This is a genomic window from Rhodomicrobium sp., from assembly GCF_047605405.1.
Taxonomy (GTDB): Bacteria; Pseudomonadota; Alphaproteobacteria; order Rhizobiales; family Rhodomicrobiaceae; genus Rhodomicrobium; species Rhodomicrobium lacus.
Genome location: NZ_JASGFR010000009.1, coordinates 79,009 through 96,983 on the forward strand (window position 1 = coordinate 79,009; position 17,975 = coordinate 96,983).

12 protein-coding genes, 1 tRNA gene and 1 pseudogene are annotated in these 17,975 nt (G+C 60.6%); 5 read left to right on the forward strand and 9 right to left on the reverse strand.

Translation table 11 applies throughout. From position 1 onward, the window contains the following. The first annotated feature begins 58 nt into the window (after positions 1 to 58). The gene (locus QM659_RS05715) at positions 59 to 1,516 is read left to right on the forward strand and encodes a PLP-dependent aminotransferase family protein (protein WP_415187693.1); all 1,458 of its coding nucleotides are present in this window, start codon (positions 59 to 61) and stop codon (positions 1,514 to 1,516) included. A 327-nt stretch (positions 1,517 to 1,843) separates the two neighbouring features. On the opposite strand, the gene QM659_RS05720 is transcribed toward QM659_RS05715, so the two are convergent. The 5 genes from QM659_RS05720 to QM659_RS05740 all read right to left on the reverse strand — a co-directional run bounded on the left by QM659_RS05720 (position 1,844) and on the right by QM659_RS05740 (position 8,185). Beyond that, the gene (locus QM659_RS05720; RefSeq protein WP_415187694.1) at positions 1,844 to 2,644 is read right to left on the reverse strand and encodes an ABC transporter ATP-binding protein; all 801 of its coding nucleotides are present in this window, start codon (positions 2,642 to 2,644) and stop codon (positions 1,844 to 1,846) included. Further along, positions 2,637 to 3,695: a FecCD family ABC transporter permease gene (locus tag QM659_RS05725; RefSeq protein ID WP_303485761.1), complete on the reverse strand. Its 1,059-nt coding sequence runs from the start codon at positions 3,693 to 3,695 to the stop codon at positions 2,637 to 2,639. Before QM659_RS05725 ends, QM659_RS05720 begins: the two co-directional genes overlap by 8 nt. Further along, positions 3,692 to 4,840: an ABC transporter substrate-binding protein gene (locus QM659_RS05730; protein WP_415187695.1), complete on the reverse strand. Its 1,149-nt coding sequence runs from the start codon at positions 4,838 to 4,840 to the stop codon at positions 3,692 to 3,694. Before QM659_RS05730 ends, QM659_RS05725 begins: the two co-directional genes overlap by 4 nt. Before the next feature lie 64 nt (positions 4,841 to 4,904). Then, entirely contained in the window at positions 4,905 to 7,214 is a 2,310-nt protein-coding gene (locus tag QM659_RS05735; RefSeq protein ID WP_415187696.1) for a TonB-dependent siderophore receptor, read from the reverse strand. 365 nt (positions 7,215 to 7,579) lie between these two features. Then, a complete protein-coding gene (locus tag QM659_RS05740; RefSeq protein ID WP_415187697.1) occupies positions 7,580 to 8,185 on the reverse strand; it encodes a Crp/Fnr family transcriptional regulator in 606 nt (201 codons plus the stop codon). 130 nt (positions 8,186 to 8,315) lie between these two features. On the opposite strand from QM659_RS05740, the pseudogene QM659_RS05745 reads away from it, so the two are divergent. Continuing rightward, a pseudogene (locus QM659_RS05745) lies at positions 8,316 to 8,665 on the forward strand (recombinase family protein). 190 nt (positions 8,666 to 8,855) lie between these two features. On the opposite strand, the gene QM659_RS05750 reads toward QM659_RS05745, so the two are convergent. Continuing rightward, positions 8,856 to 8,947, reverse strand: a tRNA-Ser gene (locus QM659_RS05750). Positions 8,948 to 9,545: 598 nt separating this feature from the next. Between QM659_RS05750 and ppdK the strand changes: the two genes are divergently transcribed. The 3 genes from ppdK (at position 9,546) to QM659_RS05765 (ending at position 14,578) form a co-directional block, all read left to right on the forward strand. Next, positions 9,546 to 12,248 (forward strand): pyruvate, phosphate dikinase, encoded by a 2,703-nt coding sequence (gene ppdK / locus QM659_RS05755; protein WP_303485749.1) that lies wholly within the window; start codon positions 9,546 to 9,548, stop codon positions 12,246 to 12,248. Between the two features lie 120 nt (positions 12,249 to 12,368). Further along, the gene (locus tag QM659_RS05760; RefSeq protein ID WP_415187698.1) at positions 12,369 to 13,322 is read left to right on the forward strand and encodes an ArgK/MeaB family GTPase; all 954 of its coding nucleotides are present in this window, start codon (positions 12,369 to 12,371) and stop codon (positions 13,320 to 13,322) included. 140 nt (positions 13,323 to 13,462) lie between these two features. Further along, positions 13,463 to 14,578 (forward strand): cell wall hydrolase, encoded by a 1,116-nt coding sequence (locus QM659_RS05765; protein ID WP_415187699.1) that lies wholly within the window; start codon positions 13,463 to 13,465, stop codon positions 14,576 to 14,578. A 234-nt stretch (positions 14,579 to 14,812) separates the two neighbouring features. Here the strand turns inward: QM659_RS05765 and QM659_RS05770 are convergent, their stop codons facing one another. From QM659_RS05770 to QM659_RS05780, 3 genes are all read right to left on the reverse strand, one after another. Then, complete coding sequence (locus tag QM659_RS05770; RefSeq protein WP_415187700.1) at positions 14,813 to 16,183, reverse strand: nitrogenase component 1; 1,371 nt, start codon at positions 16,181 to 16,183, stop codon at positions 14,813 to 14,815. Positions 16,184 to 16,198: 15 nt separating this feature from the next. After that, the gene (locus QM659_RS05775) at positions 16,199 to 17,704 is read right to left on the reverse strand and encodes a nitrogenase component 1 (RefSeq protein WP_415187701.1); all 1,506 of its coding nucleotides are present in this window, start codon (positions 17,702 to 17,704) and stop codon (positions 16,199 to 16,201) included. Positions 17,705 to 17,718: 14 nt separating this feature from the next. Next, positions 17,719 to 17,975: PLP-dependent transferase (locus QM659_RS05780; protein WP_415187702.1), on the reverse strand; the 257-nt coding region annotated here is incomplete at its 5' end.

Sequence of the window (17,975 nt, forward strand, 5' to 3'; positions counted from 1 at the left end):
CTTGCGGCAGGGGCAGTTTCGTGAAAAGTGAGCGGCACAGTTTGTGATGGCCGCTTTCATGAGCAGTGACTTCCAACTCCTCTATCGCGCAATTGCCGAGCAGTTCGCAAACCAGATTGAGGCCGGTCTTTATCGCGAAGGCGAGCGGCTTCCCTCTGTAAGGGCGCTGGCGAAAACGCACGGGGTGAGCGCCACGACGGCGGCGCGTGTGCTCATCGAACTTGAACAGAACGGCTTCGTTGAAGCGCGCGCCCGTTCGGGGTTTTATGTCACAAGCAGGACGCGGGCCGGAAATACACCTTCCGCGACGCGAACCGCGCCAATACCCGCTTCGGCCAAGGTCAATGAGCTGATCGGGCGGATTTTCAGGGCCACGATCAGCACAGGCGCGGCTCGCCCCGTCATGCCTCTCGGCGCGGCTGAGTTGGACGAAGCCCTGCTGCCTCACAAGGAACTCGCCGTCGCCGTTGCAAGAGCGGTTAGAGAAGGCGGTGCATCCCTTCTCGCCTACGGCCATCGAAACGGCGATCCTGATCTGCGCCGCCGCATCGTCCATATTCTTGGATTGCGTGGGGTGTCGCTCGTCCCGGACGACATCGTTGTGACCACGGGAGAGAGCGAGGCTCTCGGACTGGCGTTGATGGCGCTGACCTCTCCCGGCGCTGCGGTCGCGGTCGAGTCCCCATGCTTTTTTGGCATCCTGCAATGGATCGAGACGCTGGGCCTCCGCGCTGTTGAGATCGCAACCGATCCGCATCGCGGCATAGACATCGACGAGTTGGAGCGGATCGCAGAAGCCACGCCATTGGCGGCGCTTGCACTTAACCCGACATTTCATAACCCTTTCGGCTTTGCCATGCCGCCAGAAGCGATGCGCCGTCTCATGTCAGTTGTTGAGCGCCACCGACTGCCGGTTATTGAAGACGACGTCTATGGCGAGCTCCATCATTCCGGGCGTGTCAGGTCGCCGCTGAAAAGCTTCGACCGGGAGGGGTGGGTTTTTTATTGCTCTTCATTCTCTAAGACGCTCGCGCCCGGTTTCCGCATTGGATGGTGTGTGCCGGGCCGCTTTGGCGAAAATCTCGAACGTGTGCGTGCCCCCTGCAACGCAGGTGTCACCACCCTCACGCAGAAAGCCCTTGCCGTTTATCTTGACGGGCGCGCTTATCGTCGGCACCTCGACGAACTGCGCCGATTATTCGGGTCGCAGGCATCTGCAATCCGTAAGCTCGTGCTGGAGAGCTTCCCTATCGGAACCCTCATAAGTGAGCCGGGAGGTGGATTTGTCTTCTGGGTGGAAATTCCCGCACCATTCGACGTGATGCGCTTCAGCGAACTCGCGCTTGCCGAAGGCATTTCAATCGCACCCGGCCCTATCTTTTCGGCGTCAGGCGGGTTCGACAATGCCTTTCGTCTCAGCGTTGGGCGGCGCCTAACGCCAGATGTTGAAGCCGCGATCCGCAGCCTTGGACGAATCGCAGTCGAGATGAAACTGGCCGGTAGTCATTATCGATAGCGCAGATGGTCTTCCAAGGTGCCGCTGTATCCGCAGCGAGCGGCGCGGCGTGTCACCGCGCTTGCGCTCGTCGCCGCACTTGCGGCCGAGCGCCAGGCGGCTCTTTGGAACGAAAATCGGCTTGAAAAGCGGCTTTCCGAACTTGCGATAATGAGGGTTTACGCAAGTCGGCGGCGTTGTCACCTTCACCCGAGCGTCGAATCAGAGCTTCGGATTTTAAAGCGATGACAACCGTTTTTCAGATACTGCCGGACCCTCAAGACCTTTTGAGCCTGCCGCCTGAAGTGCTTGCGGGCACCATCATCAAAGCGCCAGAACGCCTCATCGTCAGAGTGTCAAAACGGGCACCAAAGTCTCAGCTTGCTTGCCGTCATGCACGAACGGTAGCCGCCTAATCGGCACACCATAAAGGCGCTCCAACTCCGGCTCAGCAAGGACGGTCGCCGCCGGTCCCAGAACATAGTCTTCGCCTCCGAGCATCAAGGCGGCGAGATCGGCCACGGCAAGCGCGTGATGGGGATGGTGCGTTGTAAAGATAACCGTAATCCCTTCCTGCGCGGCAAGTCGGCGAATCCATTGCAGCACGATGCCCTGATTTTTCAGGTCGAGAGCAGAGGCAGGTTCATCCAGAATAAGAATGCGCGCCTCCGCGACGAGGGCCCGCGCGAAGATGACGAGTTGTCGCTGTCCGCCCGACAATTCGTGAAACGGACGGTTCGCAAGATGCTCAAGAGAAAAGCGTGCGAGCGCCGCGAGTGCTGCTTCCTCGTCTTTACGCGAAGGCTGCGAGAAAAGCCCAACCTTCTTTGCACGTCCCATCAAAACCATATCGAGCGTTGTGTAGTCGAAAGCTGTCTGAAAGAGTTGGGGAACAAACGCCATCTCATCGAAAGTCTGCGTATTGCCTTCAGTAGGCCGAAGAACTCCCAAGATAATCTTTAGGAGCGTTGTTTTTCCGCAGCCGTTCGGCCCCAGCAATGAAAAGACGCTGCCGCGCGGAATATCGTAACTATACTTTCGGAAAAGCCATCTTTCACCCTGATAGGCGTGTCCTACTTCTGAAAGACGTAAGGCCGGATCATTCCGCGCCCCTGCCGCTGGCGCGGCGCAGATCGCACGTTCAGTCATGATTCCATCCCTTCGCTTGCGCCCGCCAGAACAGCACGGCGAAAACAGGGGTGCCGACCGCCGCCGTGATCAGGCCGATTGGTAGTTCCTGCATGGTGACGGAGCGGGCAAGATCGTCCATCAGCAAAAGGAAAAGACCGCCGATAAGAGCGGCGGTAGGCAAGAGTCTCGTGTGGTTGGGCCCGGTCAGCATTCGGGCGAAATGCGGCACCACCATGCCGACCCATCCGACGATGCCGCTCACTGAAACCTGCGCGGCGACGATGAAAGAGACGAGAGCGATGATCGCCCAGCGCAGGCGCGTGACATTCACGCCGAGAGCTGCCGCATCGATTTCCCCGAGCGACAACAGATTGATGCGCCATCGCAACGCCATGAGTAAGCCACCACCGACAAGAACAGGCACAGCAAGAATCGCAAGCCGCGTCTGATCGGCGGAGGCGAAGCTTCCCATCAGCCAGTAGACCATGCTTGGAAGCTTGGTTTCCGGGTCAGCGGTGTATTGAACGATACCCTGTATCGCATGAAAGAAGGCGCTGACGATCACGCCCGCGAGAACAAAAGCCAGCACGCCGCCTCCCTTTGCCGCGCGTGCGAGCGTGGAGGCGCACAAGAGGGCGAGCATGCCTCCCGCGAATGCCGTTGCTACGATAGCAATGGACGGGAAGCCGAACAGAATTGCGAGAACGGCGCCCGTCGCGGCACCGGCAGAGATGCCGACGAGATCGGGCCCGACGAGCGGATTGCGCATCATCCCCTGCAACGCAGCACCCGAAATCCCAAGCCCCATGCCCGCGAGCGTGACAAGGAGCACTCTCGGCAACCGGATAACCTGAACGGCGACCTGCTCGGCATCGGTCCAGTTCACATCGACCTGCCAGGGAACGATCAACGACCAGAGAATCTGAGCAGTGCGGTCCAACGGAACCGGATAAACACCGATGCAGAGCGAGGCAAGAACCGCCGCGATCAGCGCAAGGACGAGAAGAAACTCGATTGCAAGACCGGGAGGCGAGACGAGGGGTTGTGTTTGCTCGCACGTCGTTGTCATGGTGTCGTTGTCTCGGAATGAGTGAGAGATGCCGCCGAAAACCGCCCGGAATCGGCCATCCCGACATTGGCGGCGACAGAGAGGATGCGGTCGAGTTCGGCTCCTGAAGGATGGAAGTTAACGGCCGACGCATAAGTCTTTGCGGCCATGACGCGCAGCTTGGGAGCCAGTTCACGCGGATGGAAAAGTTCTGCCATCCAGCGCAGCCGGATCGGCGTTTCCACGATGCCCGAAAGCCCGAGAACCAACCCTTCCGGCTCGCGATAGACACGACGCAACCGCGATGCTCGAAAGATGCGCCAGCGCGGGTCTTCCACGAAAGCGGCGGCGCTTGCCACCGAAGACGATGCGGAAATCAGAATGACGTCTGGATCGAGAGAGAGCACCTGTTCGGCCGAAAGCATCGGCTGCTTGACGATCCCGCCGAAGCTGCCGCCGACGATGTTCGTTCCGCCCGCGCGTTCGATGAGCCGTCCGGTCAGCGTCGACGGCCCTTGAGCGCGGACCGACCCGTCAGCCAACAGCGTGATCGCAAGCACACGTGGTCGGTTAGAAAATTTTGACGTGAGCGCAGTTGTTTCGTCGAACGAGGCTTGCCAAGATGCTTGCAACGTCTTGCAACGCTCCGAGCGCCCCGCGACGGCGGCAAAAACGCAGGCCGTCATCACGACGCCCTGTTCGTTCCCCGGCAACATCACCGGCAAGGCCGGGAGGCCGATGCGTTCCAGAGGTTCGGCGAGGAAGCTCATGACCATGATCGTGCCCGGATCTAGCTTCATCACGGCTTCGAGGTTGATTGCGTGTGGCGTCGGAAAACTCCGGCTTTGTCGCGACAGGTCGGCGATGCGCGGATAGAGCTTCGATATCAGGCCCCCATCGAGACTGGCACTGCTGAGATGCGTTAGCCCCGACGCGGTTTCAGGCGCGTCTGTCGCGAGGAAATACTCCGCAGCCAAAGGTGGCAGCATCAGGAGCGTGCCGCGAAACGGCATCTCAATGGAAAGATCGCGTCTTGGCAAATGAACCAAACGCGTCGCGCCCGTCGGTTCATGCAGGGTGACGGGCGCGCGCATTGCGGCTGTCGCGAAACACGCAAACGCCATCAGAGCCAGAATGCGCAGCGGCCATGCCGAACGCCGATTCATTCTTGAACGCCTTTGAATTGGTCGGAGAGAGGGCGACCGGAATTTAGCCGGCCGCCCTTTGTTATCAGAACGTCGTCTTGAGCCGCAAAACCGCATTGAAGGGCGCGCCGGGATACAGCCACGTGTAACTGGTCGCGCTTTCATAGTAGCGGCGGTCGAAGATGTTGTTCAGGTTCAGGCTGATCTTCCACTTGGGATCGATCTTGTAGGAAGCCATGAGATCGAATTCCGCATAGCCCGGAAGTGTGGCGACCAGATTGGGCGACGATTGCGAGACAAGGTTCGTTGTCGACGAGGAGACCGCGCGCATACCGCCGCCGACCGTCAGACCTTCGAGCTTGCCGCTGTCAAATTCGTAAGTCGTCCACAGCTTGAAGGAATGCTCCGGCACATGGGGAACGACCGATCCGACAAGGTAGCTTTCGCTGTCGATGATCTTGGCGTTCGTGTAGGCGTAGGACGTGAGCAGGTTCCAGCCCGGAAGCACATTATAGGTGCCATCGAGTTCAACGCCGCGGCTTCTGGTCTTGCCGCTTTCCACCTCATATCCGAGAGTTGCTTTTGTCGGGTCTGGATCCGACTGCAATTGGTTTTCAAGCGTCAACTGGTAGAGTGCCGCCGTCACAACGGCGCGCCTTCCGATATCGGTCTTGACGCCGATTTCGTACTGATCGCCCTGAAGCGGCGAAAACTGCTGGATGGTCCCGTCCGTTGTGACGTTGTTGCCTTGCGGCTTGAACGTCGTCGCGTAATCGGCAAACAGCGCTGTACCGGGGATCATTTCGTAAATCAGACCGATGCGCTTCGCCGTTCCGTCTCCGTCGACCCCGCTACCGGATTGAGAACTTGCGCTCATTCCAGACTGCGACCATGAGCTGTAATCAGTGTAATTAAATCCAGCCGAAAGCTTCAGCTTCGATGTTATTGAAAGGAGTTCATTTACATAACCGTTGATCTGGGACATTTCGGAATATCCCCAGATCGAACGATGAAGCCCGACAATCGGCTTGTACCACGCCGGATTGTTTATATCGGTGAACGTGTAGGTGGAAAAGCTGGTGGTCGGCGCGCTCATGTTCATATCGAACCAGTCCTTGGTGTATCGCACACCGACGGTCAGGTCGTTGTTAAATCCGAATAACGCGAATTTGCCGTTGATGAGGTTATCCGTGTCAATATCCTCAACCGGCCCCATATGAATTTCGCTGTAGCTTTCTCGATATTTGACGGTTCCAGCTGAATAGATCGGCGTGGCTGTGATCGAAACCATGCTCCGAGCGGTCGTCGTGTATTGCGCTGCTGAGCGAAACGTCCAGTTCGAGTTGAATGAGTGGGTGTATTCGGCCCGGACCGTATCGCTTTCAAACGTCCAGTAGGAGCGGGGATCGTAGAAATTGAAGCTCAATCCCTGCTGCGGAAGCCGGAGTAACGTCGCGCTGGCTCCGCTGCCTACCGAAACGTAACCGAGCGTGCCGCTGTAGGGTTCAGCCTCCTGCCATCGTTTTTCGTAGGACAAAAGCACCGTATCGTCAGGTGTTATCTTGCCCTGGAGGGCAACGCTTCCGGCCCGTTTTTCATACTCGGAGCGGTTCGGGAAATTCTCGTAAACGCCTTCCTCAAGATTGACCCTCATTGCCCAGTTTTGTGAAATGGGCTGATTGATGTCGACCTTGACAGTTCGCGTCCCGAAGGAATCGACGGTTTCCTCGAATGTATAGGCGCGTTCTTCCGTCGGCTTCTTTGTCACGATATTGATGATGCCGCCAATGTCGCCCGTATAGACGCCGTTCAAGAGTCCCGCAGGGCCCTTGACCACTTCGATGCGCTGGACATTCCCGAGCCAGGAGTTGCCTTGCGGTGTCGGATCCCACATCCCGTCGCGCAGCGTGGCGCTGACCTGAAAGCCGCGAACATAGAGGCTGTTCATGTAATCGAGCGGATAATATGAAGGATAGGCGCTGGACACACCCGCCACATTTTGAGCGGCTGCTGTCACGCTGCGCGGATCCTGCTCCTCGATGATCTTCTTTGGCACAACCGCCACGCTTTGCGGAATATCCAGGATGCTCGTCGGAACTTTCGCGCCCGTTACGCTCTGGGTGACGACATAATCCGCAACGCCTTCAGAGGCCGGATCTTTCGGCGTTTTGTCTGCGAGCGCGCTCGGCGCCGGACCGTTGTTGTCGCGCTCGGTGACGGATTTTTTTGCCGGCTGCGACGTGTTTTTCTTCTTTTTCTCGGGAGTCGTCACCCGGACAGGCGGAAGCTCCGAGGTATTTCTGGCCTCTGGCATCGCGGACTGTGCGATCGCGGCCTCGGGGAAGTCTCCCGCTACAATGAGGAATGCCGAAACAAGCGCCAAATCTCTACGCATGGGCGCCTCGACAGAAAAGTGTGGTGACGAAAGTCGGTAGTTCTCGCCGCATAAGCCTCGCGGCCTGCGGTCGGCAGGTTGATCGTGTTGTCATTGCCCAAATGCCCCAAACCCGGTTCTACGCGAGTGGCCCCTCTCGCGTTCTGGACAAGATAGAGCGCTCCTTCTCGCACATCCTATGATCGTAATCATACAGCTCGCCGCGCCGGAGAGTTTCGCGGTCATTCACGCAAAGCTGTTGCTTTCGCGATACAGGATCGAGTTGGATGGCGTGGGGTTTCGATGCGTCTTGGGTTAAATTAATTATTTAATATCAGTGCATTATTGATGGCATGATCGTCGATAAAATCCGGTCCGGTTGCGGCTTACGTGATGACCGGAGATAGAAGCACTATGGTCCGTCCCGAACGAGCGATCTCGCCGTCTTCCACCATTCGCACGAGCGTCCGATAAAGCACTTCGTGCGTTAATCCGAGTTCGGCGGACAGGTCTTTTAACGTGCCGGGCAACTCTACCGTAAGCCCGTCTTTGCATGTGTTCAGGACGAGAAAGTGTCGGATGCGATCCCGTGCGGAATGCATGGAAAGACACTGCACCCGAGTTCGCGCATCCATGAGCTGTCGCGCTAACATCAAAGTGTACGCTTTTGCGAAAGTCGGATTTCCCTCGAAATGGGACAGCAGCAGCGCCTTGGGATAAAGGCGGACCACCGACTTTGTCATCGCGGTAGCATCGCAATGATAGACCGGCATGAAAATCGACGCTTCGGCCAATGGATCTCCGGCCCTTGCCACATGAAGAACGGCTTCTTTCCCGTTTGGATCGACCCGTGTCAGACGAACGCTGCCTGAAACAACCTCGAACAGCCCTTCGGTGGGGCTACCTCGATAGAAAAGAGTTTCGCCCGATTGCAGCGTTCGGAGTGTGCACGCATTTCCGACGATGTCTCCAAGGTCTTCCTCGATCGTCACCAGACAAATCTCCCGTAAATACTCTATACAAGCCGGCGGAACGAAGCTCTTAGGTTGTGGGGTCTTATTTTGCAATGCAGCATCGAATCGCGCTCGATAAGAAACATAGCTATGCTTTTCATAGCCCCTTGTGTCTCGCGTCAGCACAGCCGACCAGGATGTCACGATTCAGCAAGCCGCCCTCGAAGGAGCGGGCTGCCTGAAAATCTTCGCTGAGAAGAAGAGCGGGACGCGGCGCGATGGCCGCAGGGCCTTCAGATTCTACTCGAATGCGTTCGCGAGGGCGACGTTGTTGTTGTCACCCGGATCGACCGGCTCGCGCGCTCGGTGAAAGACCTTCAAGATCTTGTCCTTGAGCTTCGCGAGAAGGGTGTGTCGCTTCGAGCGACAGCCCCCCGATCGACACGTCGACGGGAAAGCCTTCCTCGACATGCTGGGGTGTTCGCGGATTTCGAAACGAACCCGCGAGCGTCAGCTTGAGGGGATCGCCAAGGCGAAGGCCGCCGGCGTGTACACGGGCCGGAAGCCATCGCTCGATGTCGAGCGCGTAAAGACCTTTTCGCGGAGGGGAAGATGCCGACAGCGATTGCGCGCGAGTTGAAAACCAAGGCGCGATGGTTTCAAAAATGGAGAAGCAAGTCTTTGATAACACGTATCTTTTTGGGATAGTTGGCGGAGACGGAGGGATTCGAACCCTCGAGACCCTTTTAGGGGTCTGCTCATTTAGCAAACGAGTGCCTTCAGCCTCTCGGCCACGTCTCCACGCACGTCGAAAGCCCGGACGGTGGAACCGCCGGGCCCCGAGTTCGCCGTTTCTATCATCGGAGTCGGGCAGACGCAATCCATGCCGCGCCGATTTTTGCAGGAAGATGCGGCGGCAAAAGCGCGGCGAATTTCGGGCCGTCAGCAGCAGGATCTATTGCCCGCCCGATACGGACGCGGTCGGGCGCGTTCACGTTTTCTGCGTCACGCGAAAAATCACGGTTAACCATTTGCGGTAGCGGCTTTCGGATGTTACCACGCTTGAGCATGCGTCCTGTCCCAGCTACACAACCTTGCCTCGCCCTCGCTGCGTCCGTCAGGGCCATCGGTCGCGCGAGCAAGATGGCTTTCGGGAACGGGAGCCGCACCATATGTTTATGAAGACGACGTGAGCTGATCCATGGCCAGCCTTCACCCCCTCCAGCTCGCCTTAGACATGACCGTGAAAATCCTTGAAACCAACCTGCGCCTCGCAGAAAGTTTCGCCACGATCATGGATGGGCGACTGCACCCGGGAGAAGCGGCTGCGGCGGGATCATGCGAAAGAAAATCTGGCGACGGCTCGGGGGCAGCCGCCTGCGAAAATCGGAGCAATGAAATGTCGGGCGCGCAAAAATTCGTTTACCGCTTCGGGGCTGGCAAGGCCGATGGTTCGGCCGAGATGCGCGAGCTTCTGGGCGGCAAGGGTGCCAATCTCGCCGAGATGTCGAATCTCGGCTTGCCGGTGCCGCCCGGCTTCACGATCACGACCGAGGTCTGCAACGCCTATTACGCCAACGGCAAGAAGATGCCGGAAGGTCTCGCGGCCCAGGTCGACGAGTCGGTGCGCTATATTGGCGAGACAGTCGGTGCAACGCTCGGCGATGCCGCCAACCCGCTCCTCGTTTCGGTGCGCTCCGGCAGCCGCGCGTCGATGCCCGGCATGATGGATACGATCCTCAATCTGGGCCTCAACGACGAGACGGTGGAAGGGCTCGCCGCCCGCTCCGGCGACCGCCGCTTCGCCTATGACAGCTATCGCCGCTTCATACAGATGTATTCGAACGTCGTTCTCGACGTGAAGCACGAGAACTTCGAGGAGATCCTCGAACACTACAAGCATCAGAACGGCTATGACCTCGACACCGATATCACCGCCGACGACTGGCGCACGCTGATCGAGCAATACAAGGCCGTGGTACAGAAAAAGCTCGGCAAGCCGTTCCCGCAAGATATCAAGGAACAGCTCTGGGGCGCCATCTCGGCCGTGTTCGACAGCTGGAACAACGCGCGCGCCATCAAATACCGCGAGCTGAACCATATTCCGGAAAGCTGGGGCACGGCGGTGAACGTGCAGGCGATGGTGTTCGGCAATCGTGGCGACACGAGCGCGACCGGCGTCGCCTTCACGCGCAACCCGTCCACGGGCGACGGGCGGCTCTACGGCGAATTCCTCGTCAACGCACAGGGCGAGGACGTGGTGGCGGGCATCCGCACGCCGCAGAACATCACCGAAGTCGCGCGTATCGAGGCGGGAAGCGACAAGCCCTCGCTCGAAACCGTGATGCCCGAAGCGTTCAAGGAGTTCGTGGCGATCTGCCATACGCTCGAAAATCACTATCGCGACATGCAGGACATCGAATTCACCATCCAGGAAGGCAAGCTCTGGATGCTGCAATGTCGTAACGGCAAGCGCACGACACCCGCCGCGCTCAGGATCGCCGTCGACATGGCGAATGAAGGCCTCATCAGCCGCGAGGATGCCATCGGCCGCATCGAGGCGGCGCAGCTCGATCAGCTCCTGCACCCGACCATCGACCCCAAGGCGAAGCGCAACATCCTGACCATCGGCCTGCCCGCCTCGCCGGGCGCAGCCTCGGGCGAAATCGTGTTCTCGCCGGACGACGCCGAAAAGCTGAAGGCGCTCGGCAAGAGCGTCATCCTCGTCCGCAACGAGACGAGCCCCGAAGACATCCACGGCATGCACGCGGCGGCGGGCATTCTCACCGCGCGCGGCGGCATGACGAGCCACGCGGCGGTCGTTGCTCGCGGCATGGGCCGGCCTTGCGTGTCGGGCGCTTCGGCGCTTCGCATCAACGCCGAACTGAAGACGGTGACGGCCTCGGGCGTCACGCTGAAGGAAGGCGACATCATCACCATCGACGGCTCGACGGGTCAGGTGATCCAGGGCGAGGTTGCGATGCGTCAGCCGGAACTCACGGGCGATTTCGCGAAGCTCATGGAATGGGCGGACGGCGTGCGCCGCATGAAGGTCCGCACCAACGCCGACACCCCGCGCGACGCCGAGCAGGCGCGCAAGTTCGGGGCGGAAGGCATCGGGCTCTGCCGCACCGAGCACATGTTCTTCGACACCGACCGCATCATGGCGATGCGCGAGATGATCGTGGCGAACGATACCGAAGGCCGTCGCACCGCGCTCGCCAAGATCCTGCCGATGCAGCGCCAGGACTTCATCGACCTGTTCGAGATCATGCAGGGCCTGCCCGTGACGATCCGGCTTCTCGACCCGCCGCTGCACGAGTTCCTGCCGCACGGCCACACGGAAATCGTGGAGCTTGCGCAATCGCTCGGCATAGATCCAACGGCGCTCCGCGCGCGCGTCAACCAGCTGACCGAGCAGAACCCGATGCTGGGCCATCGCGGCTGCCGCCTCGCGATCACCTATCCCGAAATCGCCGAGATGCAGGCGGCCGCCATCTTCGAGGCCGCCGTGGAAGCCGCAAAGCGCACCGGCAAGCCTGTGGTGCCCGAAATCATGGTGCCGCTGATCGCCACGAAGAAAGAACTCGACATCATCAAAGACATCATCGTCCGCGTTGCGAACGACGTGCAACTCGCGACGGGCACGAAGATCGACTATCAGGTCGGCACCATGATCGAACTGCCGCGCGCGGCGCTCCGCGCGGGCGAGATCGCGGAATCGGCGGAGTTCTTCTCCTTCGGCACGAACGACCTCACGCAGACGACCTACGGCATCAGCCGCGACGATTCGGGCGCCTTCCTCGGCGACTACCTGAAGGCGGGCATCTATACGGCCGATCCGTTCGTCTCCATCGATACGGTGGGCGTAGGCGAACTGGTGAAGCTCGCATCGGAGAGAGGCCGCGCCACACGCGAGAAGCTCAAGCTCGGCATCTGCGGCGAGCATGGCGGCGATCCGGCCTCCATTGCGTTCTGCGAGACCGTCGGCCTCGACTATGTGTCGTGCTCGCCGTTCCGCGTGCCGGTGGCCCGTCTTGCTGCGGCGCAGGCCGCCATCGCAAGCAAGAAAGCCGCGAACAAGAAGCTCGAAGACCGCTGAGTGAAAAAATCCCGCGCTTGCCCTTTCGGCCAATGGACGAAGGGGCGGCGCGGGCGTTAACAGCGTGCGGGGGGCATGAAGCCGCGCCCTTATCGCAATTCACTTCTGCCGGATGAGCGCATGACAGCGACCGCGCCTATACTCTTTCCGACGCTCGACGCCATCCGCGAAGGCGGCAAGGGAAAGGTAGCCGCCGCGCTGTCGGCGATCGAAGCCAGTCCCGGACCGGCGGCAGACCTGCTCGACAGGGCGTATGAGGAGCCGAAGGGCACCGCCATCGGCATCACCGGTCCGCCCGGCGCTGGCAAATCGACCATGATCAACGCGCTGATCGCGGGCTGGCGCAAAGCCGGGCAAACGGTCGCGGTGCTTGCTGTCGATCCGTCCTCGCGCGCGAGCGGTGGCGCGCTTCTCGGCGACCGTGTGCGCATGCGAAGCGATCCCGAGGACAACGGTGTGTTCATCCGGTCCGTCGCCGCGCGCAATCGCCTCGGCGGCCTCGCCGATATCGCCTACCCCGCCGCGATCCTGCTCCGCGCCGTCTACGACCGCGTTATCATCGAAAGCGTTGGCGTGGGCCAGTCCGAGACGGACATCACGTCCGTTTCCGATACCGTGGTGCTGTGCATTCAGCCCGCTTCCGGCGATTCGCTTCAGTTCATGAAGGCGGGCATCGCCGAAATTCCGGATATAGCCGTCGTGACGAAGGCCGACATCGGCGCCGCTGCCACCCGCGCGCTTTCGGACCTCAAGGGCGCGTTGTCGCTCTCCCATCGCGACGCGGATGTATGGGAGCCGGAATGCCTTTCCGTATCGGTCACGAGCGGAGCGGGCCTTTCGCCGCTGTTCGACGCTTTCGCACGGCACGAGACATGGCTTCACCAGGAAGACCGTCTCGCTCGCCTTCGCGCGGTTAAAGCGCGCAACTGGGTCGAGACCGAAATCGCATCCGAATTCGGCCGCAAAGGTCTGGCGCTCGCCGAAAGCGAATTTTTTAACGACTGGAATAACCGGCCGTTTACCACGATCCGGCGCGCCGCCGCCGAGTTTCGCGTTTCGCGCGCGGCCTCTTGAAGCGCGCAAAAGCCCACCGCGCAGCACTTCCGTAATTTTGACACCAAAGAAGCTATAGCTGGAACGCTCGATTTGTACGGCGTCCCCTAACGGGCTGTTAACCGTTCGGCCGTTATGTTCTGCGTTGCGTAGGAGTGTCGATGAGAAGTAGCCGTCCGATGACCGGATATCAGGGGCAAAGCAGGGCGCTCGTTTCGCGGCCCCAGCAGAAATTCGAGGTCATCCGGAAACCCGTGTACGCTGTGGAAGCGCCGCGCGCCGTTCCGCTTACTCTGAAAGCACGCAGATCTGTCGCGAAACTTGCGGGGTATACGATACTCGCGGGTATTTTCGCCGTCGGCGGATACGCCTGGCGCGATCCGGACATCCGCCGCGCCATCGATTACCGCGTAACGATGCTGACGACGACCGGCGTTTCGCAGGTCGCGCCTACCCTCGTCGAAACCGCTGAAGTGACCGAACCGCTTCCGCCGCAGGCCGCGCATCTCTTTTACGACAGCCAGAAAGGCCCGCGGGCCGACAAGTTCGCCTATGCACTGAAGGCCGCCGGCAGCGACACGATCGCGCGCCGCATGAAGGCCGATCCGCTGCGTCTCGATCTTGCGAAGGCGGGCCCCGATCCCGAAGAAAACGCCGCCCTCGCAAGCGCCTCGCTGTTCATGACGGCATTCGCCCCTCGCGACGAAGCGCCAGCCGCGATGGATACGCCTCCCCCGCCGGTCGAATCGCGCGACACGCAGTGGGCGGGGCTTCTCAAGAATGCGAGCCTCTCGCCCGAGCAGCCGAAAACGCTGTTCGGCGGTCTGACCGAAGACGAATTCCGCGCGCGTGAACTGCGTTGCATGGCCACCGCGATCTATTTCGAGGCGCGCGACGAGCCGGTGAAGGGACAGATCGCGGTCGCGCAGGTGGTCATGAACCGTATCAGGAGCCCGTTCTATCCGAAAACCATCTGCGGCGTCGTCTATCAGGGCGAGCGGCTGCGCACCGGCTGCCAGTTCTCGTTCACCTGCACCGGCAAGCGCAACGCGGTGAAGGAACGCGAGGAGTGGGCGACGGCCGTGAAGCTCGCGAAGCAGGTCATCGCGGGCGAGGTGTGGCTTGACGATGTGGGCTACGCCACGCATTACCACGCGACCTATGTGCACCCGTCCTGGCGGCATGAACTGATCAAGATCACGCAGATCGGCGGCCATATCTTCTACAAGATGAAGCCGGGGACGGTGCAATTGGCGCTTTTGAGCGAAGGGCTCTGACGCTGGGCTGCGAGGCGTTCCGCCCGTCCGCGCCAGATGAACAGCACTCAGCGCGCCAAACGAACGGGCTCAAATTGCCATGTGAGGTCGCTCGAACCGGCTCTGCTACGCATGCAGTGCCCCACAAAATGCCGTTTCTTTTTTGTTTCTTTGGTTCCAGCCATCCGAGAGCCATCCGCTTTTCGGCAATATCCGCACGGCATGCAGCTCGTTTCAGCCGCTCATCAATATTTGTCAGCCCAAGGTGCTTTCGCGTACGACGGCCGTATAGGTGCGTTCGAGAAGCTGGAGCGCTCCTCGATAACCGACATAGCTCCGCGAAAGGACAACCTCGTCGGTCGCCGGATGCGCGACCTCGATGAGCGGTGCGCCAATGCGTCTGGCGAGTTCACCTTCCCACGTCGAGCCGAAAACAACCGGGTAGTGGCCCGTGAAATCAGTTTCGAGCACCAGCCTGTGCGCAAGGTGTCCATCCTCGACGAACGCGACTTCGGCGGTCACGCCCTCGGCAAGGTTAGCGAATTGCGCACGGATCGAATCGCGCTCCGTGTCGGGCGGATTTTCGGTCGCGATCTGAACGCCGGGGAAGAGCCCGAGCTGATCGGCGAGAAAGCGAGCGACAGCCAGCGTGTAAGCGCTCTCCCCGATGATGACGAACTGCGACGGGAGCCGGTACTGACTGGTGCAGCCCGCGTAGAACGCTGAAAAATCGCGCAGGTAAAGGTAATAATCTCGCTCCTCGCGGGCAATGAAGGCTTCGACCGGCTCCGGCGGCAGCCCGGCGAAGGACGCCACATCGCGCAGGAAACGGCCCGTCAACCGCGCCCCGATGGGGATGGCGGGCACGTGCAGGAACGGTTGCCCATATTTCGTTTCGAGGTGGCGCGCAGTTTCAAGCCCGAGCCACGGCGACAGCACGAGATTGAACTTCGCGCGCGGTATGGCTTCCCATTCCGAAACCCCATCTGACGCGGGGCCGAACAGGATGTTAACCTCAAGGCCGATGCCTTCGAGGATGCGGCGGATTTCCGCAAGATCGCCGCGCCAGAACGGGTTCTGATAAGGCAGCAGCGACCAGACATTCACCAGTCGCTCGTGTTTCGGGCCGTCGTAATCGCCCGCGTGCTGGTCGATGATGGCGCGCGCAATCGTCTCGTGGCCAGTGAAGTTGTTGCCGCGATAGCCGGCCGTATCAGCAAACACGATGGGCGCCCCGCGCCTGCGGTAGCGGTTCACTACGCTTTCCACATCGTCGCCGATGAGGCCGGGGATGCAGCCTGTCTGCACCACGAAAAGATCGGCTTCCATCACGCGCAGCGTCGCCGCAATCAGCTCGTCCAGCCGATCCGCGCCGCCGAAGATGACTTCGCGGTTTCCCATGTTCGTGCTTGGCACGTGGCACTCGCCGCCCTGGTAGGCATTGATGCCGGACAACGCATGAAACTGCTTCGTCGCGCAGCCCGGGCCGCAATGTGTGATGGGAACCGCGCCCGGGATGGCGATGACGCTGGCGAGCGCTCCGAGCGTGCAGCCGTAGCGGACCTGCTCGATTGGACCGGAGTGGGGACAGTCCCCGGTAAGCGACGTGTTTTTCAGAGGGGGCATGCGGGGTGGATCCGATCAGTCGGGCTCGATGATGGGGGCGAAAGGATCAGTCTCTTCGAGCCACCATTTCTGATAAGGGAAGCGCGAATGTGCGCTGACGTCCTCGTAGAAGCGCCGTCGCGGCAACACGCGAAGGATCGCGCGACCGATGGTGATAAGCCCCTGATAGCCGATGCCGTCGTTCGAGTAGAAAATCGGCAGCACCGGAATGCCCATGCGAGCGGCCAGTGAGGCGAACGTGCCGGAGTGACGGCAGACCACAAAGTCGGGCTTGGAGCGTTGCAAGGCCGCATGCGCCTGAAAATGCTGGTCGGGGCTGACGGTGTAGTTGGGAATATCGCCCCAACCGTCGACGAGATTGCTGAGCGTGTCCTGGGTCGGGTCGCCGCTGTCGGACGCCGGGTCGTGATGGTAGGAAAAGGCGCTGTCGACCTCGACGCCGAGTTCGCGCAGAACGACCAGCAGGCCGTGCGCGAAGGCGGCACCGGCGGCGACGAAGCCCTTTTTGCCGGCAAGCGCCTTGCGGATGCGTTCCAGCTCGGGCGCGATACGTTCGCGCTCCGCCGCGATGACGGCCTCGACATTGCCCTGCCGCCCCGTGACGCTCGCGATTTCGCGCAACCACCTGTCGGTGTCGGCGAGCCCGTAGGGAAGCGGCGCTTTCACTTCAGGCACGCCGTAGTCTTGCTCCAGCCCCGTTGCGAGATAAGACAGCACGAAGCACATGGTGACGGTTGCCTGCGCCTCGGACATCTGCGCGAGCGTATCGAGGGTACTACCGCCCATCACGAGATTGGTCTTGAGTCCGAGAGGCGCGAGCAATGGGCTGAACACATCCGGCCCACCGAGATGGATCACATTGATAAGGTCGGGCTGCTTTTTTCCCTCGCGGCTGACAAGGCGGCGCAGGATGCCATGTTCGATCACGTCCCATCCGCTCGACCAATGTTTCGAGCGGAAACCTTCGCAATAGAGCGGCACGATCACCACGCCAAGTTCAGCCTCAAGGCTGCGCGCCGCGCTTTCTATGTCGTCGCCGATGATGCCGCTCGCGCAGGATGCGGCAATGAAGATCACCTTCGGATGATGCCGCTCCCACGCCTCGCGAATGGTCTCCTCAAGCTTGCGGATGCCGCCGAAGACCATATCCTGTTCGATGAGGTTGGTGCAGATGGCTTTCGGATCTTCCAGCTTCCACCCACGGCGCTCGGCGAGGTCGCGGTAATAGCGGCAGGTGAAGGTCTGGCTCGCCGCGCAGCCGATGGGCGAATGCTGGATAACGACCGATTCCTGGATGATGGTCGCATTCGTCACCGCGATCTGTTCGGCGCACATCGAGGCTTGCGAGAAGGGCGTGGACGCCTCGCAAAGACGTCTGCCGCCGTTATCGCAGCCCTTCTGGCAGCCATGGGTGAAGGCGGAATCGCGCGCCAGTTGCGAGGCCGCGCCATCCCATTGAATGATGGTGCCGAGCCGCTGCTCGCGCGTTTCCGCCTGCGGTACTTTGAGATTGAGAGCCATGCCTTTGGGCTTGCCTATGCCTTGTCGAGTGCCTGCGAGAGATCGGCGAGGATGTCTTCGATATTCTCGATGCCGACCGAAAGGCGCACATAGCCCGGCGTGACGCCGGATGCGAGTTGCGATTCGGGCGCGAGTTGCGCGTGCGTGGTAGAGGCCGGATGGATCGCGAGGCTGTGCGCGTCGCCGATGTTGGCGAGGTGCAGGAACAGTTGCAGCGCGTCGATGAAGCGGCGGCCCGCCTCGGCTCCGCCCGCCAGTTCGAACCCGACCA